The organism is Amycolatopsis japonica (assembly GCF_000732925.1).
Lineage (GTDB): Bacteria > Actinomycetota > Actinomycetes > Mycobacteriales > Pseudonocardiaceae > Amycolatopsis > Amycolatopsis japonica.
Window position 1 is genome coordinate 8,675,435 of record NZ_CP008953.1, and the last position, 20,879, is coordinate 8,696,313.

Annotated in this window: 21 protein-coding genes; 14 read left to right on the forward strand and 7 right to left on the reverse strand. The window is 67.4% G+C overall.

The features are described 5' to 3' along the window. Positions 1-11: 11 nt before the first annotated feature. On the reverse strand, positions 12-833 hold the full coding sequence (locus AJAP_RS40385) for an LLM class F420-dependent oxidoreductase (RefSeq protein WP_038521533.1): 822 nt from the start codon (positions 831-833) through the stop codon (positions 12-14). A gap of 50 nt (positions 834-883) precedes the next feature. Here AJAP_RS40385 and AJAP_RS40390 point away from each other — a divergent pair, with 50 nt between their 5' ends. The 6 genes from AJAP_RS40390 (at position 884) to AJAP_RS40415 (ending at position 6,719) form a co-directional block, all read left to right on the forward strand. After that, positions 884-1,798, forward strand: coding sequence for an aldo/keto reductase (locus AJAP_RS40390; RefSeq protein WP_038521537.1), 915 nt, complete (start codon positions 884-886; stop codon positions 1,796-1,798). Positions 1,799-1,947: 149 nt separating this feature from the next. Continuing rightward, positions 1,948-2,838 carry an SDR family oxidoreductase gene (locus tag AJAP_RS40395; protein WP_038521539.1) on the forward strand — a complete coding sequence of 297 codons (891 nt, stop codon included), beginning with the start codon at positions 1,948-1,950 and terminating at the stop codon, positions 2,836-2,838. Positions 2,839-2,841: 3 nt separating this feature from the next. After that, positions 2,842-3,315: a pyridoxamine 5'-phosphate oxidase family protein gene (locus AJAP_RS40400; protein WP_038521541.1), complete on the forward strand. Its 474-nt coding sequence runs from the start codon at positions 2,842-2,844 to the stop codon at positions 3,313-3,315. Positions 3,316-3,394: 79 nt separating this feature from the next. Continuing rightward, on the forward strand, positions 3,395-4,864 hold the full coding sequence (locus AJAP_RS40405) for a flavin-containing monooxygenase (RefSeq protein ID WP_038521544.1): 1,470 nt from the start codon (positions 3,395-3,397) through the stop codon (positions 4,862-4,864). After that, on the forward strand, positions 4,861-5,727 hold the full coding sequence (locus tag AJAP_RS40410) for a metal-dependent hydrolase (RefSeq protein WP_038521546.1): 867 nt from the start codon (positions 4,861-4,863) through the stop codon (positions 5,725-5,727). Before AJAP_RS40405 ends, AJAP_RS40410 begins: the two co-directional genes overlap by 4 nt. Further along, positions 5,724-6,719 (forward strand): PDR/VanB family oxidoreductase, encoded by a 996-nt coding sequence (locus AJAP_RS40415; RefSeq protein WP_038521549.1) that lies wholly within the window; start codon positions 5,724-5,726, stop codon positions 6,717-6,719. The genes AJAP_RS40410 and AJAP_RS40415 overlap by 4 nt, the downstream gene beginning before the upstream one ends. A 4-nt stretch (positions 6,720-6,723) precedes the next feature. Here the strand turns inward: AJAP_RS40415 and AJAP_RS40420 are convergent, their stop codons facing one another. Then, the gene (locus AJAP_RS40420) at positions 6,724-7,008 is read right to left on the reverse strand and encodes a YciI family protein (RefSeq protein WP_038524807.1); all 285 of its coding nucleotides are present in this window, start codon (positions 7,006-7,008) and stop codon (positions 6,724-6,726) included. Between the two features lie 141 nt (positions 7,009-7,149). On the opposite strand from AJAP_RS40420, the gene AJAP_RS40425 reads away from it, so the two are divergent. The 4 genes from AJAP_RS40425 to AJAP_RS40440 all read left to right on the forward strand — a co-directional run bounded on the left by AJAP_RS40425 (position 7,150) and on the right by AJAP_RS40440 (position 10,173). Beyond that, entirely contained in the window at positions 7,150-7,725 is a 576-nt protein-coding gene (locus AJAP_RS40425) for a SigE family RNA polymerase sigma factor (protein ID WP_007032484.1), read from the forward strand. A gap of 91 nt (positions 7,726-7,816) precedes the next feature. Further along, the gene (nagA, locus tag AJAP_RS40430; protein ID WP_038521552.1) at positions 7,817-9,010 is read left to right on the forward strand and encodes an N-acetylglucosamine-6-phosphate deacetylase; all 1,194 of its coding nucleotides are present in this window, start codon (positions 7,817-7,819) and stop codon (positions 9,008-9,010) included. 18 nt (positions 9,011-9,028) lie between these two features. Next, on the forward strand, positions 9,029-9,409 hold the full coding sequence (locus tag AJAP_RS40435) for a hypothetical protein (protein WP_037334561.1): 381 nt from the start codon (positions 9,029-9,031) through the stop codon (positions 9,407-9,409). A 53-nt stretch (positions 9,410-9,462) separates the two neighbouring features. After that, positions 9,463-10,173: a DedA family protein gene (locus AJAP_RS40440; protein ID WP_038521555.1), complete on the forward strand. Its 711-nt coding sequence runs from the start codon at positions 9,463-9,465 to the stop codon at positions 10,171-10,173. A gap of 16 nt (positions 10,174-10,189) precedes the next feature. Here the strand turns inward: AJAP_RS40440 and AJAP_RS40445 are convergent, their stop codons facing one another. Both AJAP_RS40445 and AJAP_RS45395 read right to left on the reverse strand, forming a co-directional pair. Continuing rightward, positions 10,190-11,434, reverse strand: coding sequence for an ATP-binding protein (locus AJAP_RS40445; RefSeq protein ID WP_038521558.1), 1,245 nt, complete (start codon positions 11,432-11,434; stop codon positions 10,190-10,192). Positions 11,435-11,548: 114 nt separating this feature from the next. After that, positions 11,549-14,440 (reverse strand): MFS transporter, encoded by a 2,892-nt coding sequence (locus AJAP_RS45395; protein ID WP_084098525.1) that lies wholly within the window; start codon positions 14,438-14,440, stop codon positions 11,549-11,551. An 88-nt stretch (positions 14,441-14,528) separates the two neighbouring features. On the opposite strand from AJAP_RS45395, the gene AJAP_RS40460 reads away from it, so the two are divergent. Then, positions 14,529-15,056, forward strand: coding sequence for a TetR/AcrR family transcriptional regulator (locus AJAP_RS40460; protein ID WP_038521561.1), 528 nt, complete (start codon positions 14,529-14,531; stop codon positions 15,054-15,056). 70 nt (positions 15,057-15,126) lie between these two features. On the opposite strand, the gene AJAP_RS40465 is transcribed toward AJAP_RS40460, so the two are convergent. Beyond that, the gene (locus AJAP_RS40465; RefSeq protein ID WP_038521564.1) at positions 15,127-15,549 is read right to left on the reverse strand and encodes a PPOX class F420-dependent oxidoreductase; all 423 of its coding nucleotides are present in this window, start codon (positions 15,547-15,549) and stop codon (positions 15,127-15,129) included. Positions 15,550-15,741: 192 nt separating this feature from the next. Here AJAP_RS40465 and AJAP_RS40470 point away from each other — a divergent pair, with 192 nt between their 5' ends. The 3 genes from AJAP_RS40470 to AJAP_RS40480 all read left to right on the forward strand — a co-directional run bounded on the left by AJAP_RS40470 (position 15,742) and on the right by AJAP_RS40480 (position 19,534). Then, a complete protein-coding gene (locus AJAP_RS40470; protein ID WP_037336196.1) occupies positions 15,742-16,260 on the forward strand; it encodes a MarR family winged helix-turn-helix transcriptional regulator in 519 nt (172 codons plus the stop codon). A 4-nt stretch (positions 16,261-16,264) separates the two neighbouring features. Continuing rightward, a complete protein-coding gene (locus AJAP_RS40475) occupies positions 16,265-18,526 on the forward strand; it encodes an MFS transporter (protein WP_038521566.1) in 2,262 nt (753 codons plus the stop codon). Positions 18,527-18,865: 339 nt separating this feature from the next. After that, positions 18,866-19,534: a DedA family protein gene (locus tag AJAP_RS40480; protein ID WP_038521569.1), complete on the forward strand. Its 669-nt coding sequence runs from the start codon at positions 18,866-18,868 to the stop codon at positions 19,532-19,534. On the opposite strand, the gene AJAP_RS40485 is transcribed toward AJAP_RS40480, so the two are convergent. Next, positions 19,531-19,944 (reverse strand): VOC family protein, encoded by a 414-nt coding sequence (locus AJAP_RS40485; protein WP_005160702.1) that lies wholly within the window; start codon positions 19,942-19,944, stop codon positions 19,531-19,533. The two genes, AJAP_RS40480 and AJAP_RS40485, sit on opposite strands and share 4 nt — an antisense overlap. A 185-nt stretch (positions 19,945-20,129) precedes the next feature. Then, positions 20,130-20,876, reverse strand: a complete 747-nt coding sequence (locus AJAP_RS40490; RefSeq protein ID WP_038521573.1) for an SDR family oxidoreductase — start codon at positions 20,874-20,876, stop codon at positions 20,130-20,132. Positions 20,877-20,879 lie beyond the last annotated feature (3 nt).

Genomic DNA, 20,879 nt, shown 5'->3' on the forward strand with positions numbered 1-20,879 from the left:
CAGCCGTCGCGTCAGAGGAGGACCGCGGCGAGCGCCCGGTAGACCGGCAGGGGGTCTTGGTTCAGTACCTGGATGTTGACGTGGTCCGCCCCGGCTTCGATATGCGCGGTGACGCCGCGGGCGACCGTCTCGGCGTCGCCGTGGACGGCCAGCGCGTCGACCAGTTTGTCGCTGCCCTCGCCCGCCAGGTCTTCGTCGGTGAAACCGAGTTTCCGCAGGGAGTTCGTGTAGTTGACGAGGCTCAGGTAGAACTGGACACCCGGCCGCCCGATCTCGCGGGCCTTCGCCGGGTCGGCCTCGAGGACGACCTTTTGCTCGGGCGCGAGCAGCGGTCCTTCGCCGAGGATCTCCCGCGCCTGGCGGGTGTGCTCGGGCGTCATCAGGTACGGGTGGGCTCCCGCCGTGCGGTCTCCTGCGAGCTTGATCACCTTCGGGCCGAGAGCGGCGAGAACGCGGCCTTCGACCGGCACCCCGGCGTCGTCGAGCGCGTCGAGGTACTCGACCAGCGCCGTGTACGGCTTCTTGAACTCGGCGGTGTGCTCGCGGTGCCCGGCCCCGATCCCGAGCAGGAACCGGCCCGGGTGCTTCGCCTCGATGCGCTTGTACGACTCGGCGACCGTGACCGCGTCGTCTTTCCAGATGTTGACGATGCCGGTGGCCACCTTGATCGTCTTCGTGGCGTCGAGCAGCTCCTCCGCCTTCACGAGGTCGCCGTCCGGTGAGCCGCCCAGCCAGATCGCGCCGTAGCCGAGTTCCTCCAGCTCACGGGCGATCTCCGGGGTGAAGACGGATTCGTGCTGCCAGATGCCGATCCTGCCGAGTTCGATTCCCATGTTCCGAGCCAACACCGCGGGCGGGCGATGTCTTCCCTTATGTTCGAACCATGGCGAAACTCGGGAACACCGACCTCGACGTCCGTGGGATCAACCTCGGCGGCAACGTCTTCGGCTGGACCGCGGACGAGGAACAGTCCTTCGCCGTCCTCGACGCCTACACGGCGGCGGGCGGCAACTTCATCGACACCGCCGACCTGTACTCCCAAGGCGGTTCCGAGACGATCATCGGCGACTGGCTGGCCAAGCGCGGCCGCCGTGACGACGTCGTCATCGCGACCAAGACCGGTATGTGGGAGCAGCGCAAGGGGCTGTCGGCGGCGAACATCGCGGCGGCGGCCGAAGACTCGCTGCGACGCCTCCGTACCGATCACATCGACCTCTACTACGCGCACCTCGACGATCCGGACACGCCGGTCGAGGAGACGGTGCGGGCCTTCGACGCGCTCGTGCGCGCGGGCAAGGTGCGCTACGTCGCGGCGTCTAACTACTCCGCCGAACGACTGAGCGAAGCACTGTCCATTTCGGACCGCGAAGGGCTGGCGAAGTACGTCGCGCTGCAGCCGCACTACAACCTCGTCGAGCGGGACTACGAGCAGGATCTGGCGCCGACGGTCGAGCGCGAAGGCCTGACCGTCCTGCCGTATTTCTCGCTGGCCAAGGGTTTCCTCGCCGGGAAGTACCGCTCGAAGGACGACCTCGGGGACAGCCCGCGCGCCGCTCGCGCTTCGTCCTATTTGGACGAACGGGGCGAGCGGGTACTCGCGGCGCTCGACGAGGTCGCGGCCTCCCGCGGCGTCCCGGTCGCGGCCGTTTCGCTCGCGTGGCTGTTCGCGCAGCCGACCGTCACCGCGCCCATCGCGAGCGCCCGCTCGGTCGAGCAGCTGAACGACCTCCTGCCCGCGGCCGACCTCACGCTGACCACCGAGGAGGTCGACACCCTCACCGCCGCCTCCGGAAGCTGACGACCCTCGCGTTTCGTCCTCTGAATGCGGTAGTTGGCACCACGAACTACCGCATTCAGAGGACGAAACGCGGACTTACTTGCGGGTAGCTTACTCCGGGTAGGTTGGGGTACCGTCCGAAAGCCTTAGGGCTCGGACGAGGAGGCAACGTGGCCAAGAACAGCGTGAACGGCAAGGTCGTCCTGATCACCGGCGCCGCGAGGGGCATCGGCGCGGGGCTCGCCGAGCGCCTGGCCGCGCAGGGCGCGAAGGTCGCCTTGGTCGGCATCGAAGCCAAGGAACAGCAGGCGGTCGCCGACAAGATCGGCCCCAGCGCGCACGCGTGGGAAGCCGACGTCACCAGCTGGGAAGACCTCGAACGCGCCACCGCGGGCGTCGTCGAGCACTTCGGCGGGATCGACATCGTCATCGCGAACGCCGGCATCGCGACCTCCGGTTTCGTCCGGTCGGTGGATCCCGCCGCCTTCGAAAAGGTCATCGAGGTCGACCTCCTGGGCGTTTGGCGCACCTTCCGCGTCACCCTTCCGCATGTCATCGACCGCAAGGGCTACCTGCTCGCGATCTCCTCGCTGGCCGCGATCACCCACGCGCCCGGCATGGCGAACTACGCCGCCGCGAAGGCAGGCGTCGAGGCGTTCTGCAACAGCTTCCGCGCCGAAGTCGCCCACCTCGGCGTGAAGGTCGGCGTCGCGCACCCGACCTGGATCCGCACCGACCTCGTCGAGAGCGCCGACCAGCACCCGGTCTTCGGCAAGCTCCGCGCCGGCATGCCCGGCCTGCTCGGCAAGACCTACCCGCTGTCCGTCGCGCTCGACCACCTCCAGGCCGGGGTCAACAAACGCGCCCGCACCGTGCACGTGCCCCGCTGGGTCGGCGGCCTGAAGCTGATCCGCGCGTTCCTGCCGCCGATCATCGAGATCGGCGCGAAGGGCCGGATCAAGAAGGCCGACGCCGCCGCGCTCATGGACATCAAGGAGCGCGGGGCGTACGAATCTTCAGTGACCGGCCAGGCAGGCCGGGCCGCCACACGAAAGGGCTGACGTATGTCCCGTCGCGACCAGATCCGCATGTCACCTGACGAACTCGCCGCCTACCTCGACGAGCAGAAGGTCATCAACGTCGCGACGATCGGCCCGAACGGCCGCCCGCATCTGGCGCCGCTCTGGTACTACCCGCACGAGTCCAGCGTCGCGACCTGGACCTACGGCACGTCCCAGAAGGCGAAGAACCTGGAGCGAGACCCCCGCGCCACCGTGCTCATCGAGGACGGCGAGAGCTACGAGAAGCTGCGCGGGGTCTCCCTCGAAGCCGACGTCGAGGTCATCACCGACACGGCCGTGGTCACCCAGATGGGTATCAGCCTCATGCAGCGGTACGCGGGCGCGAAGCCCGGGGACCCGGTGCCCGACGAGCTGTCCGGCTTCATCGGCAAGCAGGCCCCGAAGCGGATCGGGCTGATTTTCCGGCCCACCAAGATCGTCAGCTGGGACCACACGAAACTCGGCGGCACGTACTGACGGGTAGGTAGTACTAGCAAGTAACTGTTACTTCAGGTAACGTCATCCGCGCAAGAAAGCCTCGACGTGGAGGGCGCAGATGACCGAGCGATTCAAGGTCGTGATCGTGGGCACCGGATTCTCCGGGCTCGGCCAGGCCATCCAGCTCGAAAAGGCCGGGATCTCCGACTACGTGATCCTGGAGAAGGCGGACGAAGTCGGCGGTACGTGGCGCGACAACTCGTACCCCGGCTGCGCCTGCGACGTGCAGTCCCACATGTACTCGTTCTCGTACGAGCAGAACCCGGACTGGTCGCGGTCGTTCTCACCCGCCCCGGAGATCTTCCAGTACCTGAAGGACGTCACCGACAAGTACCGGCTGCGGCGCAAGATCCGCTTCGGGGTCGAGCTCACCGGTGCCACCTGGGACGACACCGCACGCCGCTGGCACGTGCACACCAAGTCGGGTGAGTTCGAGGCCCAGTTCCTGGTCTCCGGCGTCGGCGGCCTGCACATCCCGCAGGTGCCCACGCTGCCCGGGATCGAGAAGTTCAAGGGCCAGACCTGGCATTCGGCGCAGTGGAACCACGAGTACGACCTGCGCGGCAAGAAGGTCGCCGTGGTCGGCACCGGCGCGAGCGCGATCCAGTTCGTCCCGAAGATCGCCCCCGAGGTCGACGAGCTGACGCTGTTCCAGCGGACGCCGCCGTGGATCATGCCGAAACCCGACCACGCGATGCCCGGCTGGACCAAGACCGCGTTCCGCCGGATCCCCGGCGTGCAACGGCTTTACCGCAACGCGCTGTACTGGTTCCTCGAGGTGCGCGCCGTCGGCTTCAACGGTCACCCCGCGATCATGAAGGCCGGCGAGGTGATCGCGAAGCGCCACATCGGCAAGGCCATCAAGGATCCGAAGCTGCGCAAGAAGGTCACCCCGGACTACACCATGGGCTGCAAGCGGGTGCTGATCTCCAACGACTACTACCCGGCGATCAATCGGTCCAATGTGGACGTCAACACCGAAGGCGTGCGCGAGGTCAAGGCGCACAGCGTCGTCGACGGGAACGGTATCGAGCACGAGGTCGACGCGATCATCTACGGCACCGGCTTCAAGGTCACGGATGCCTTGGAATACCTCGACATCACCGGGATCGACGGCCGCGACCTCGCCAAGGAATGGGCGACCGAGGGGATGCACACGCACAAGGGCATCAACGTCGCCGGTTTCCCCAACCTGTTCTTCCTCCTCGGCCCGAACACCGCGCTGGGCCACAACTCCGTGGTCTTCATGATCGAGTCGCAGGCGCGGTACGTCGTCGACGCGATCAAACTCGCCGACTCGCGGGGCGCCGCCGCGCTCGACGTCCGCCCCGGCGTGCAGGAGAAGTTCCAGCGCGAGATCCAGGACAAGCTCGTCAAGGGTGTGTGGACCCAGGGCGGCTGCAAGAGCTGGTACCTCGACGCGAAGGGCGTCAACCGCACGATCTGGCCGGGCTTCACCTGGCGCTACTGGCTCGACACCCGCAAGGTCGACGCGAGCGACTACGAACTCAGCGGGAGGTCGTCGTGACCGACCACGAGCAGATCGTCCTGCACGCTCGCGACGTCGAGTTCGACTGGGCGTCGCTGCCGATGCACTGGATCCCCGGCGAACCGCAGGCGACGCACACGATCAACGTGCTGCACCTGGCGCTGCCGGAGGGCGAACGCTGGTTCGTCGAGGTGTTCAAGCAGGCCGTGCCGCTGATCCGCGACGAGCGGCTCAAGGAGGACGTCCTCGGCTTCATCGGCCAGGAGGCCATGCACGCCGAGGCGCACGACAGCGCGGCCGAACACCTCGAAGCCGCGGGCGTCCACGTGCGGCCGTACATCGCGCAGATGGAGTGGATGTTCCGCCGTCTGCTCGGCGACCGTGAGCTTTCCGCCAAACGGCGCGAAGAATGGTTGATCGAACGGCTCGCCGTCATCGCCGCGATCGAGCACTACACGGCGTTCCTCGGCCAGTGGATCCTCGACGCCGAAGCGCTCGACAAGGCCGGCGCCGATCCGACGATGCTGGATCTCCTGCGCTGGCACGGCGCCGAAGAGGTCGAGCACCGCTCGGTCGCGTTCGATCTGTTCATGCACCTCGACGGCCGGTACGCGCGCCGCGTGCGCAGCATGCTCGTGGTGACGCCGGTACTCGCGTGGGTCTTCTTGCGGGGCACCAGGTTCCTCATGAAGAACGACCCGACCCGGCCGGGCAAGACGAGTTTCCGGACCTATCTGCGCGTCGCGAAGCTCGGGCTGCTGCCGTCGGGCAGGCAGTTGCGGCGCGAGATCCGGCCGTACTTCCGGAAGTCCTATCACCCCACCGAAACCGGCAACACGGATCAGGCCGTCGCGTACCTCGCGAGCTCTCCGGCCGCGCTGGCCGCCGACGAACCCCGATGACCAGGCCGCTGCGGCTCGACGGCAGCGGGCGCACCGACCGCGCGATGGCGTCGCTGACCGGTGTCGTCGCGCTCTACCGCAGGCTCAGCGGGGTGAGCGGCCGTCGCCGTCCGCCTGTGGTCGCCGTCGACCGTGACCTCCCGCTGGTCGTCGACGACCTCCGCGCCCAGGCGGACGGCGTCGCCGTCCTGCGGCTGGTGCACGAACGCGGCGAGCCGCTGCCCCGGTGGCGGCCCGGCGCGCACATCGATCTCTCGCCGCGACCGGGTCTGGTCCGGCAGTACTCCCTGTGCGGCGATCCGGACGACCGCTCGGCCTACCGCGTCGGAGTCCGCTTGCTCGGCGAGGGATCGACGGCGATGCACGCGCTGAAGAAGGGTGCGCGGATCACCGGGCGCGGCCCGCGCAACGCCTTCCCGTTCGTCGAGAGCCCGGCGTATCTGTTCATCGCGGGCGGAATCGGGATCACGCCGATCCTGCCGATGGTGCGGCAGGCAGCCGCTTCCGGAGCGGATTGGCGACTGGTCTACACCGGTCGCGACGAGGCCTCGATGCCGTTCTTGGAGGAATTGTCCGAATTCGGCGACCGCGTTTGGATCCGGCCGGACACGGACTACGGGATCCCCGCGTCGGGCGAGGAATTGCTCGAAGGGGCACCGAAGAGTGCCCCGATCTACTGCTGCGGCCCGGTTCCGATGATCATGAACGTCCGCACGGACGCGGCACTGCGCGACTCGGGACCCGTGTTCTTCGAACGGTTCTCGACGCCGCCGATCGTCGGCGGCAAGCCGTTCCGCGTCGAACTCGCGCGCAGCGGCGTGACCCTGGACGTGCCCGCCGACCGGTCGACGCTCGACGTCCTGCGCGAGACCGTGCCCGGTATCGCTTATTCGTGCCGCCAGGGGTTTTGCGGGACGTGCGAACTGCCGACGGTGACCGGCGACCGCGTCCGGGTCTGCGTCGAACGCGAGCCGGTCACCCTCGATCTCTGAGTTGTCAGTCTTCCTTGGGGACCCAGGCGCCGATCACCGGCTTGAACTCGCGCACGGTCCGCTTCGCCACGACCCCTTCGAGGTGGTACGGGTCCTGGTCGATGATCTCCATCAACGCCGCCTCGTCGGCCGCCTGGTACATCGAGATGCCACCGGAGCCGTCGCCCAGCGGGCCGCCGAGCGCGACGACGCCCTGGTCGGCGAGGTCGGTGAGGAACTTCCGGTGCCGGGGACGCACGTCCGCCAGCTTCTCCTGCACGTACGTGATCTCCACCAGGAACCAGGCCATCGACATCTCCAAGGTCGTTCCGACAGACGCCTCCCAGCTTCTCAGGATCCGACCAGGCAGGAGTCACGCCCCACCCGATACGCTGATCGAGCGCCACGCACAGGTTGTGCTTCAAAGGGGTAAATGAACAGGTAGGGGTACATGCTCGAGGGCAATGCGGAACGCAGTGTCGAGGCGACCCTCGGCCACTTGCGCACCATGGACGGACCGGTCACGCCACCGCCGCCTGCGGCACCGCTGACCCTTGAGGATCTCTATCGCCAGCACCGGATGCGGCTCGTCCGGCTGGCCATCCTGCTCGTGGACGAACCGGCGACCGCCGAAGACGTCGTCCAGGAGGCCTTCACCGGGCTGCACCGCAACTGGGGGCGCCTGCGCGACGCCGCCGCGGCCGTCGGATACCTGCGCACCGCCGTGGTCAACGGCTCACGCAGCGTGCTGCGCCGCCGCAAGACCGCGCGCGAGTACGTCGCGCCGCACGCCGTCAACGCGCGTTCGGCCGAAAGCCTCGCCATGCTGTCGAGTGAACATCAGGCCGTTGTGAGCGCTTTGTCCAAACTGCCCCCTCGCCAGCGCGAGGTTTTGGTCCTCCGTTACTACGGTGGGCTGAGTGAGGCCGAAATCTCGGAGGCCGCCGGGATTTCGAAAGGTACCGTTAAGTCAACCGCCAGCCGGGCGCTCGAAGCACTGCAGAAAGCGATGCAGTCACCGAACTGATGCCCGGCCTTCATCTCGACCGCTGGGTTGTGCCGCCATGCTTGGTCCAGACCAATATATGCTGGGGGGCGTGAGAGGCGCCGGAGATTTCGTGATCGCGGGCGGCCGGGTCGTCGCCCCGGACCGTGTACTCGACGACGGCTGGCTGGCTATCGCCGGCGGCAAGATCGTCCAAGTCGGTTCCGGGACACCCCCGGACATCGGCAGTGCCGACTATGTGGACGTCGAGGGCGGCCTGGTCGTCCCGGGCTTCGTCGACACCCATTGCCACGGCGGTGGGGGCGGATCGTTCTCCAGCGCGAACCCCGAGGAGCTGTTCCGCGCGGTCCGCGCGCACCGGCGACACGGGACCACGACGATGCTCGGCAGTCTGGTCTCGGACCCCATCCCGGTGCTCAGGGACCAGATCGCGGCCCTTCGTGAGCTGGTCCAAGAGGGTGAACTTGCCGGAATTCACCTTGAAGGACCCTTCATCTCGAAGGCGCGCTGCGGGGCGCACGACCCGGCGACGCTGATCGAGCCGGACACGGCGACGGTCAACGCGTTGCTCGGCGCGGGCCGCGGCGACATCCGGATGGTCACCCTCGCCCCCGAACTGCACGGCGGGATCAAGGCCGTCCGGCAACTGGCCGAATCGGGCGTCATCGCCGCCATCGGACACACCGACGGCGTCGAAGACCAGATCATCCCCGCGATCGACGCGGGCGCCTCCGTCGCGACACACCTCTTCAACGCCATGCGGCCGCTCCACCACCGCGAGCCGGGCCCGATCGGCGCCCTCCTCGACGACGAGCGCATCACCGTCGAACTGATCTGCGACCTCGTCCACGTGCACCCGACCGTCCTGCGGCTGGCCGCGCACCACGCGGGCAAAGGCCGGACGGTGCTCATCACCGACGCCATGTCGGCCACCGACGCCGCCGACGGCAGTTACATCCTCGGCCGCCTCGAGGTCGACGTCCGCGACGGCGTCGCCACCCTGGCCGGGAACGGTTCGCTGGCGGGCAGCACGCTGACCATGGACGCGGCCTTCCGCAACCTCGTGCGCGGCGCGGGCATCGACCTGCTCGACGCCGTGCGCGCGACCTCCGGGCGCCCCGCCGAACTGCTCGGCATCGCCGACCGGACCGGCTCGCTGCGGGCCGGGCTCGCGGCCGACCTCGTCGTGCTCGACCGCGACCTGCGGCCGGTCAAGGTGCTTCGTCAGGGCAAGTGGGTCGAAGACGACGCTGCGGCTACATTGAGCAGCGCCATCGAAGGCGGTGTGTCGGTCAGCGACGGGTAGCGACGAAAGGAGTCCCGGATGAGCGAGCCCAAGGACCCGGAGAAGCTCCTAGCCGATGCCCTGCGCGCTCAGGCCGTCTTCGCCCCTTCGGCGGAGCGGATCTCCGAGACGACCACCGACAAACCGGTCGAAACGGACACCGAGAGTAATCTCGGATCCGCCGGCGAACACGAACTGCCGCTGCAGTACGGCCTGCTGTCCGGAGCCGGCGCGGACTCGCTCGAGCGAGAGCGCGTCGCGCTGGAAGACGCGGAAACGGCCAGGTTGGCGGAGCGCCCGACACCGCCTCCTGCGCCTTCGCCGGGCAGCCCGCCGCTGCCCGCGTACTGGGTGTTGCTGCTGGCCGTGCTGCTGGGGCTCGCCGCCGGTTCGGTGATCGGGCTGCTCACGCTGATCTGAGCGCGGTCTCCCGCCGGGTCAAGGCACTCTGCGTCACCCTGTACCGTTTTGGTGTGATCCTGGCGCAGAACAACGTGACGACGATGGGCCTCCTGCCGGAGTGGCTGGACCCGCAGCACCTGCTGAGCGGGCTGACCGTCCCGGTCATCACCGTGCTCTGCCTGATCATCTTCATCGAGAGCAGCATCTTCCCGGTGCTGCCCGGTGACTCGCTCCTGTTCACCGCGGGCCTGTTCATCGCGAACGGTTCGATCGAGGCGCCGCTGTGGCTGGTGTGCGTCCTGGTCACCGTCGCCGCGCTGCTCGGCAACGCGGTCGGGTACGGCCTCGGCTGGAAGGTCGGCCCCTGGCTGTTCCGGAAGCCGGATTCGAAGTTCTTCAACCAGAAGTACGTGGACCAGACCCATGCCTTCCTGGAGAAGCACGGGCCGAAGGCGGTCGTGCTGGCGCGGTTCGTGCCGTTCGTGCGGACGTTCATCACCTGGATCGCCGGCATCGGCAAGATGGACCCGAAGAAGTACTTCACTTACACCGTCATCGGCGGCATCCTGTGGGCCGCCGGGATCACCGCGCTCGGCCACCTGCTCGGCGGCGTCGCGTTCATCCGCGACAACGTCGACGCGATCTTCATCCTGATCGTGCTGGTTTCGGTGGTGCCGATCGTGATCGAGTACCTGAAGGCGCGCCGCGAGAAGAAGCACGAAGCCGCCGCCCCGGCCGCGGACATGGACGCGACGCAGCAGATCCCGCGCGTCCGCGACTGACCCGCTTCACGAGGGTTCAGAAGAGCGCGGCGATCGGGACGGCGCTGACCCGGTCATCGAGCTGGTAGATGGTTTTGCCCGTGTGCAGCACGAGTCCGGCCACGAACCGGTCGGCGAGTTGGTCACGGAGCCAGACCAAGTGCCGGGCGTCGGCCTTGGCCGGGCTCGCGGATGCCTTGATCTCCAACCCGGCTACACGTCCATCCGCGCCTTCCAAAAGCACGTCTACTTCTCGTCTGCCGTCCTGCTGACGGAGGTGATACGCGACGACCTTGCGCTCAGAGACTTCCAGCAACGGGCGAAGTTGTGCCAGCACGAAGGTTTCCAGCATCCGCCCCATCAAGTCGCCCTGCCTGAGCAACCCTCGGACATCGGTCTCGAGCTGCGCAGCGACCAGACCGGTGTCGACCGTGTATCGCTTACGTTGCTTGATCAACCGGCTCAATCGGTTGGTGTGCCAGGCAGGCAGCGACGTGACGATACGCAGGTCTTCGAGCAGACGTTCCTGACGCCTGACGGTCTTCACGTTCATGTCGGCGGCAGCGGCGAGCTCGGTATCAGCGGTGAGCGTTCCGGTGCTTTCGATCAGCGCGCGCAACAGCCGTCGCAACGCCGCCGGGTCCCGGACTTCGCCGAGCTCGGGCACATCGCGGAGAACGAGCTGTTCGACATAGCTGTCGAGCCACAATTTCCTGGCCGATCCTGGAAGACCGAGCACCGCGGGGTAGCCACCGGTCGCCGCCAGCTCTAGGTAGCCGACGAGATCGGGCGGTTCAGCGGGCAAGGCGAACCCAGTGACCTGCCCACTCAGCAGACCGGATACGAACTCGTTGTCCGGTGCGGTCGCCGCCCGCTGCTCCAGCACGGTCATCGGATGCATGTCCAGGGTGATCACGCGACCCGTCCCAGGCCACGAAGCCGAGTTAAGAGGTGCGCGGACGCTGCCGGTGAGAATGAAGCTGCCAGGACCGGCGCCTCGATCAACGGCGCGTTTGATGGCGCCGAGCACCTCTGGAACCTCTTGCCATTCGTCGAGTAGCAACGGCCCGGAACCGTTCCTCCGCAGCGCCTCTAGCGCGGCGGTCGGATCGGCCCGGAACGGCGCGGCCTGCGCGGGGTCATCCAGTTCGACGACTTCGGTCGCGACCCGTCGCGCAGTAGTCGTCTTGCCGACCGCGCGGGGACCAACGATCAAGGCGGCCGGAAAAGCGGCGAGAACATCGACCAAGTTGCGGTCGATCAGCCGGGGCAGGTAGGGCATTGACCCTTCTCAGCATGGTGGCGGACATTCTCCACACATACTAGCGGACGTTTCACACACCCTATAGTGGCTTTCTTGCACACGCGCTACCGGATGATTCCCGCACCTCTGCGTTCAGAGGGAGAACATCGAGCCCGGGTTGAAGAGGTTCCCCGGGTCCAGCGCCCGCTTGATCTGGCGGTGCACCTGGATCCCGACCTCGCCGATCTCCTTGGCCAGCCACTCGCGTTTGATGCGGCCGATGCCGTGCTCGCCGGTGACCGTCCCGCCCAGCGACAGGGCCACGTCGAGGATCGCGTCGAAGGCGACCCGCGCGCGGGCGAACTCCTCCTCGGAATCGTGTGCGTAGACGATCGTCGGGTGCATGTTCCCGTCACCGGCGTGGCCGACGACGGCGATCCGCAGCCCCACCTCTTCGCTGATCCGCTCGCAGCCGGCGATCAGTTCGGCGATCCGCGTACGCGGCACGCAGACGTCGTCGGTCAGCCAGACGCCGTACATCTCCAGCGCGGTGAGCACGACCCGCCGCGCCTGCAGCAGCATCTTGCCCTCTTCGAGATCCTCGGTGGCGTAGGCCAGATCCGCGCCGCAGTCGACGCAGATCTGTTCCAGCACCGCGAGTTCCTTCCGCGCGACCTCGCCGCCGGAGTCGGATTGCGCGAGCAGCAAGGCTTTGCAGTCCGAACTCGTGCCGAGGTCGGTCTTGAGGTACGCCTCGGCGGCCTTGATGGACGTCGCGTCCATGATCTCCATCAGCGACGGCACCAGACCTTCGCGCACGACCCGCGCGACGGCCTCGCCCGCGGCCTCCGTGCTGTTGAAGGCGGCGACGAGCGTGGAAGGCAACTGCGGCAACGGTTTCAGCGCGACGGTCGCCTGCGTGATCACGCCGAGCGTGCCCTCACTGCCGACGAAGAGCCGCGCGAGGTCGTACCCCGCGACGCCCTTCACCGTGCGGCGCCCGGTCTTCAGCACCGAGCCGTCGGCGAGCACGACTTCCAGTCCCAGCACGGAATCCGTGGTGACGCCGTACTTCACGCAGCAGAGTCCACCGGCATTGGTGGACAGGTTCCCGCCGATGGTGCACCAGTCGTAGCTGGACGGGTCTGGCGGATAGAACAAGCCGTGCTTCTCCACCGCGTTGCGGAAATCGAGGTTCACCACGCCGGGCTGCACGACGGCGAGCCGGTTGCCTTCGTCGATCTCGACGATCTGGTCGAGCTTCGTCAGCACCAGCACGACACAGCCGTCGATCGCGTTCGCGGCGCCGGACAGACCACTGCCGGCGCCGCGGGGCACGATCGGCACCTCGAACTCCGCGCAGGCCTTGACCACGGCCTGCACACCTTCCACGTCGGACGGCAGGACCACCGCGAGCGGCTTGCCGCTGGCGGCCAGCGGCATCATGTCGCGCGAGTAGGCGTCCGTGACATCGGTGTCGGTGAGCACCGCGGCGTCGCCGAGCTGCTCGCGGAGGCGGGTGACCAGGGCATGGTTGTTCATGCCCTCATGGTAAGCCGGATCAGCTCCGCACTGCGGAATTTTTTTCCGATCTAGCAGGACAAAGGCCTGAACACCTGTATAGACGAGCACGGCCACGCCTGCCCATGCGGTGACGTGCATGCCCTGGGTGAAGGCCTCGCGAGCCGATTCCAGAAGCGCCTGTCCCGCGGCGGGGTCGAGTTGATGCGCGGTCGCCACCGCGCCGCCCAGCGTGTCCCGAGCCGACTCGGCCGTGCCCTCCGGCAGGCCGGACCGGTAGACCGCGGTCGCGACACTGCCGAGGATGGCCGTGCCGAGCGCGCCGCCCAGCTCGAACCCGGTCTCGGAGATCGCCGAAGCGGCGCCCGCCCGTTCGGCCGGAGCGGCCGAGATGACCAGGTCGTTCGTCAGCGTCTCCGACAAGGCGACACCGCCCCCGAGCAGCGTGAACGCCACGACGACGTACGCGAGCCCGCCGCCGGACGACACCTGGGTCAAGGCGAGGAAGCCGACCGCCGCGACCAAGAGACCGCCACTGACCAGCAAGGACACCCGGATCCGCTTCGCGAGCCAAGCCGCGAGGAGCGCGCCGGCGATACCGGCGACCGTCGCCGGCAGCATCCACAGCGCGGCGACGACCGGGCTCAGCCCGAGCACCAGCTGCAGGTACTGCGGCACCAGGAACAGCAGGCCGACCATGGCGAACACGCCGAGCATGTTCGTCACGACGGAGCCGCTGAAGGCCCGGTTCGAGAACAGCTTCAGATCGAGCATCGGCTCGTCGAGGCTGTTCTGCCTGCGCACGAACACGACGCCGAGTCCGAGCCCGATCAGGACGCTGACGGTGGCCTTCACCGTGAAGCCGTGTTCGGCGACCAGCTTGATGCCGTAGACCACCGGCAGCATCGCGGCCAGCGACAGCAGCGCCGACAGCGGGTCGAAACGGCCCGGCTTCGGGTCGCGCGCCTCCGGCAGCACGAACGGTCCGACGATCAGCAGCACCAGCATCACCGGGACGTTGATGAGGAACACCGAGCCCCACCAGAAGTGCTCCAGCAGCCAGCCGCCGAGCACCGGCCCGAGCGCCATCCCTCCGGAGAACCCGGCGCTCCACACCGCGATCGCGATCCGCCGCTGTTTGGCGTCGACGAAGATGCTGCGGATCAGCGACAGCGTCGACGGCATCAGCGTCGCACCACCGACGCCGAGCAGCGCCCTGGCGATGATCAGCATGAACGCGCTGGTCGAGAAGGCCGCGAGCACCGACGCGGCACCGAACGCCGCGGCACCCATGAGCAGCAGCTTGCGACGGCCGATGCGGTCGCCGAGCGTGCCCATCAGGACCAGCAGGCCCGCCAGCATGAACGAGTAGATGTCGACGATCCACAACTGCTCCGCACCGGTGGGCGCCAGATCTTCGGACAGGAACGGCAGCGCGAACCCGAGCACCGTCATGTCCACGCTGATCAGCAGCACCGGAAGCACCAGTACCGCCAACGCCCACCACTGCTTGCGCCCCGCCATGGCGCACTCTCCTTAAGCTAAACCGTCTGGACGGTACAGTTACCGCCTCGTTCGAAGGTAAACCGTCCAGACGGTATAGTCAACTGATATGGCGAAGCCCACCGCGAAGGAACGCATCCTCGACTCGTACGAGGAGATCCTCATCGAGCAAGGTCCCGGCGGGGTCACCCTCGACGCCGTCGCCGCGCACGCCGGGGTGTCGAAGGGCGGCCTGCTCTACCACTTCGGCTCCAAGGAAGCGCTGGTCGACGGCCTGATGGAACGTCTCGCCACGCTGTCGGAAGCGGATCTCGAAGAGGCGCGGAAGGCGCCCGAAGGCGTCGTCTCCTGGTATCTGCGGACCGCGATCACCGATGTCACGCAGCAGAAGGCGCTGCACCGCACGACCATGGCGACGATCCGGATCATGCTCAACGAACCCCGGGTCTCCGAGGTCGTGCAGGTCTACAACCAGAAGGTCCACGACCTGATCAGCGAGCACGTCGACGACCCGCTGACCGCCGAACTGGTCATCCTGGTGGGCGACGGCCTCTATCTGCGGGCCGCGCTCGGCCGGGACGACGCGAGCCCCCTCCTCGACCGACTCGACGAGATCAAGGCCCGCATCGCCCGCTGATGCATTTAGTCCTCTGGATGCAGTCCTTGCGCGTGCAACTACCGCATCCAGAGGACTGAATGCGGGGCGGTTACATCTGGATCCCGTAGACGCGCTCGATCGGGATGGTCAGCAGCACCCGCTGGTCGGCGACCATGGCGTCGCGGAACTCGTCCCAGTCCGGATGCTCGCCCCGCGCTCGCCGGTAGTGGTCCACGAGCGCGTCGACGGTCGCGTCGTTACGCGAAGCGGCAGTCGGCGTGAGCACCGCCGTCCCCTCGACGACGACGTAGCCATCGCCACTCTCGGTCGAAACGTGGAACGTCGCCCGCGGGTCGCGCTGGAGGTTCTTGGTCTTGGCCCGCGGCGCGGTGATCGAGATCAGGATCGCGCCCGCGTCCGCGTCGTAGAGGTAGTTGACGGTCGACAGCTGGGGCCGCCCATCACGCTTGATGGTGGCGAGGGTGCCGAAGTTTCGTCGGGCGAGGATCGCGTAGAGCGCGGAGTCGGTCATGACTCCATCAAAGCAAAAGTGCAGCTCAGGGCGAATCGGACAAACATGCACGAATAAATGTGCTTGCATGCGGCAACTAAAGTGTCATCCGACACACAACATCGCTTTCTCCTTGCGAACCTCCTTTGAGAGGAACATCCTTGCTCTAGACAACTAGTTGCAGTGACCAAGCAACCGGCGAGAGAGACCACCATGACACCCACGACACCCGGCACCAGGTCGAAGTCCGACCTCGATCTGGCCGACACCCTCGGGCATGAGCTCGTGCGGCTCGTGCGCCTGGTCAACCGGGCCAAGTCCCAGGTGTCCAAGCAGGGACCGGACGGCATCGAGCGGGCCGCGTACGCGATCCTCTTCTGCCTCATCCACGTCGGCCCTCAGCGGACCAGCAAACTCGCCGAGTTCCTGCACTCCGAGATCTCGACCATCAGCAGGCAGTCGAGTTCCCTCGTCCAGCACGGACTGGTCGAACGCCTGGCCGACCCCGAAGACGGCCGCGCCTGCCTGCTCGCACCGACCGCCGAAGGGCTCCGGGTGTTCGAGGAGAACCGCAAGCAGCGGAACCAGTGGCTCGCCGAGGTGCTCGGCGACTGGTCCGACGACGACCGGAAGACCCTCAACTCGCTGTTCCACCGGCTGAACGACGACCTCGAAAAAACATCTCCACAGTTCGCCGACCCCGCGTCGGCGTCGAAGGCCAAGGGGGCCTGAAGCAATGAGTTCCACCGTAGAAAGTCCGCCAGCCATCCACGAAGATGGTCCCCGGCTCAGTCACCGTCAGATCGTCACGATCCTGATCGGCCTGATGTCGGGCATGTTCCTCGCCGCGCTCGACCAGACGATCGTGGGCACCTCGATCGTCCGGATCGCCAACGACCTCAACGGTTTCGACCTGCAGGCCTGGATCACCACGGCCTACCTGATCACCTCGACGATCGTCACGCCGATCTACGGCAAGCTGTCCGACATCTACGGGCGCAAGCCGTTCTACATCGCGGCGATCTCGATCTTCCTGGTCGGCTCGATCGCTTCGGCGTTCGCGACGTCGATGTACGAACTGGCCGCGTTCCGCGCGATCCAGGGCCTCGGCGCCGGCGGTCTGATGTCGCTGGCGATGACGATCATGGGCGACATCGTGCCGCCGCGGGAACGCGCCCGCTACCAGGGCTACTTCCTCGCCGTTTTCGGTATCTCCACCGTGCTCGGCCCGGTGCTCGGCGGCTTCTTCGCCGACTTCGACAAGCTCGGCAGCGTCTTCGGCTACGACATCGCAGGCTGGCGCTGGGTGTTCCTGATCAACGTGCCGATCGCGATCGTCGCGCTGTTCGTGGTGGCCCGCGTGCTCAACGTGCCGCACCAGCGCCACGATCACAAGATCGACTGGTGGGGCGGGCTCGCGCTCGTCGTCGCCGTGGTGCCGTTCCTGATCGTCGCCGAGCAGGGCAACAAGTGGGGCTGGGGCTCGCAGAACGCGATCATCTGCTACATCATCGGCGGTATCGGCGTGATCGCCTTCGTCTTCATCGAGAAGCTGATGAAGGACGCGGCGCTGATCCCGTTGCGGCTGTTCAAGAACTCGACCTTCACGGTCGCGATCGTCGGCGGCATCATCGTCGGTGTCGCGATGTTCGGCGCGATCATGATGATCCCGCAGTACATGCAGGTGGTTCAGGAGTTCTCGCCGACCGAATCGGGTCTGCTGATGATCCCGCTGATGGCGGGCATCATGAGCGGTTCGATCATCTCGGGCCAGATCACCAGCAAGACCGGGCGCTACAAGGTGTTCCCGGTGGTCGGCACGCTGCTGATCGCGGCGGGCGCGTTCTTCTTCGCGCAGGTCGAGTACAACAGCGCGCTGTGGCACCCGCTGGTCGCGGCCGCGATCATCGGTCTCGGCCTCGGTGCCTGCATGCAGACGCTGATCATCGCGGTGCAGAACGCGGGCCCGCGCAGCGACATGGGCGTCTCGACCGCGTCGGCGACGTTCTTCCGGCAGATCGGTGGTACCGCGGGTGTCGCGGTGTTCCTGACGATCCTGTTCAACGTCCTGCCGGGCAACATCACCAAGGCGTTCGGCGGCAACCCGCCGAGCGGCCCCGGCGCGGCGGCGCTGGGCGACATCCAGTCGAACACGAGCGGTATCGCGAGCCTGCCCGAGGCCATCAAGACCCCGGTGCTGATCGGCTTCACCGAGTCGATCACCACGGTGTTCTACGTGGCGGGTGCGGTCGCGCTGCTGGCGACGCTGGTGCTGATGTTCATGAAGGAGATCCCACTGCTCGGCGGCTCGGCTCCTTCGGCGGCCTCGGCTCTCGAAGGCGGCGAAGCACTCCTCGAAGAGGAAGACGTGCCTGTCGAGACGGCTTCCGAGAAGACCGTCGTGACCGCCCCGGTCGAGCCCGGCAAGCACGCCATGACCAACGGGAACGGCGCCTACCGGGCGGGATCCGCGCAGATCAGCGGGCATGTCCGCCGGGACGACGCCACGAACGTCGCGGGTGCGGCGCTGACCCTGATCGACCACAACGGCAATCAGGTGGCCAGGACGCACACCAACGAGAACGGCGTCTACTCGTTCGCCGGCATCGTGGGCGGGCGGTACACGATCGTCGCCAGCGGCCGCTGGTTCCGGCCGGTCGCGGCGACGCTGACCGCCACCGGCTCCGGGATGCTGCGCCACGACGTCGAACTGGTCAGCACGATCCTGCTGAGCGGGGTCGCCCGCACCGACGGCGACCGGGTGGTGCCGGACGCGCGGATCACCGTGCTCGACTTCTCGGGCGGCGTCGCCGCCGTGGCGAGGACCGACGCGGAGGGCAACTACACGGTCAGCGACCTGCCCGCCGGGACCTACACGGTGATCGCCAGCGGCTACCCGCCGGCGACCAGCCGGGTGGAGCTGCTGGGCGGTGACCAGGCCGAACACGACGTCCGGCTGAGCTACGACCAGGCGCTGGACGAGCTCGTCGAGCACTAGTCACCAACGCAATGAAAGGTCCTTTCCTCGCAAATTTTGCGAGGAAAGGACCTTTCATTGCATCGGGGGTTTCCCGTGCTTGAAAGGACGACACGGGTGATCCGACGGACGACACGCGTGACGGGATGGACGACACGCGTGCGTCGAGGGGTCCCGCCGTGTGTCGTCCGGCTGGACACGCGTGTCGTCCGCCCGATCACGTGTGTCGTCCGTTCAAGCACGCGAACCCGCCCGACGGGGAGGTGCCGACCCTCGCGCGGAGCGGGTCACAGGACCGAGGACACCCCGATTCCACCGTTCGGTGAAGTGCGGTTCGCCGAGTACACGTAGGCTCGCGTCGTGAGTGAGGTGTACACCGAGGCCGCAGGCATCGGGGTGAGCTGGCTCGACACCGCCGGGCCGGTGCTCGTCTGGGTGATCGTGCTGAGCTTCATCTTCGTGGAGTGCGCGCTGATCATCGGGCTGTTCCTGCCCGGCGACTCCCTGCTGTTCGCGGCCGGAGTCGTCCTCGCGCAGCACGGCTCCGACCTGAACGCGTGGCTGCTCTCGGCCGCCGCGCTGCTCGTCGCGATCCTCGGCAACCAGGTGGGGTATTACATCGGCCGGGGCACGGGCACGAAACTGATCGCCCGCCGCGGCGGCAAGGTGCTGAACCGGCACAACCTCGACCGCGCCAGGGCGTTCCTGGATCGCAAGGGTTTCTTCGCCATCGTGGCCGCGCGCTGGATCCCGTGGATCCGCACGCTGGCGCCGCTCATCGCGGGGACCGCGCGGATGGATCCGCGGCGATTCGCCCTCGCGACCGCGCTCGGCGGGCTGCTTTGGGTGCCGACCTTGGTCCTGCTCGGCTATTACGGCGCCGGTCTGCTCGACCAGCTGCCGTGGGTCAAGACGGCGGCCTTGTGGATCAGCATCGCGTTCTTCGTGGTGGGTACGGCCTACGGCTTCATCCGCTACCGCCAGGAGATGCGGCGTCCCGCCGAAGAGCCGGAACAGAGCACCCCCTAGACCTCGGGGTCGGCCCAGATCTCCAGCTGGATCCCATCGGGGTCGCGGAACACGATGACCGACGAACCCTCCAAGGTCCGCGATCCCTTCGACGGCGAATAGACGACGCCGTATTCCGAGAGCCGCGCTTCCCATTCGGCCAGTTCCGACCGCGACGAGACCTTGAACGCCACGTGGTCCAGACCTGTCCGTCGTTCGTCGAACCGCGGCCGCTCGGTGTCCTGATGCTCGACGAGAACCACGGCGAAACCTTCGCTCGGCGACCTGAGCACGACCTTCCGCAGTCCCGTCTCCGGGTCCTCGCGACGCGTGAACTCCTCGAGTTCGAGCACACGGGCGTACCAGGGCACGCTCCGGTCCACATCGGTCACGGTGAGTGCCAGGTGGTGCACAGACATGAGCTTGGACATCGGGGATGACCGTCCTGATCAAGAAGCTTGGGGGCGCCACCAGGGTGACACAGGCGCCTCGGGCCACGAGGTGATCCGCCGACTTCCCACATGAATCGTGATATCCGCCGGGAAAGGGTGTTAAAAAGTGGCTGAACCGCACGCGGACCCGATATCGCCCCGTGACCGGTCCGTGGCCCCGGGTGTCAACGTCCTCCGCCGACGGTCAGCACCGTCCCGGTGGTGTACGACGCCGCCGGGGAAAGCAGCCACAGCACGGCTTCCGCGACTTCGCCGGGTTCACCCGCCCGTCCCATCGGGATGGTGGGGGCGATCCGGTCCATGCGGTCGGGCATCCCCGCCGCGGCGTGCAACCCGGTGTGGATCATGCCCGGCGCGACGGCGTTGACCCGGATGGACTCTTTCGCGACTTCTTGCGCGACGCCGTAGGTCATCGTTTCCACCGCCGCCTTGGTGCCCGCGTAATGGACCCATTCCCCGGGTGAACCGGTTTTCGCGGCGGTGGACGACAGCGTGACGATCGAGCCGCCCGCACCGCCGTACCGGGTGGACATCCGGCGGATGCCCTCGCGGACGCACAGGAAGACTCCCGTGACGTTGACGTCGACCACGCGGCGGACGACGTCGACCTCGTACTCGTCGAAGCGGCCCGGGGTGTTGCCGGTGATGGCCGCGTTCGCGACCACCCCGGCGAGCGGGCCGAGTGCGACGGCGGCGTCGAACAGGGCCACCACGTCGTCTTCGGACGCGACGTCACCGCGCTGGATGATCGCCTGGACGCCGTGCTTCCGGACGCGCGAAGCGACGTCTTCGGCCGCTTCGGCGTCGCCCGCGTAGTTGACGACGACGTCGTATCCGCGCGCGGCGGCCAGTTCGCAGACCGCCGCGCCGATGCCCTTGCTTCCGCCGGTGACGACGAGAACCCCAGTCATGAC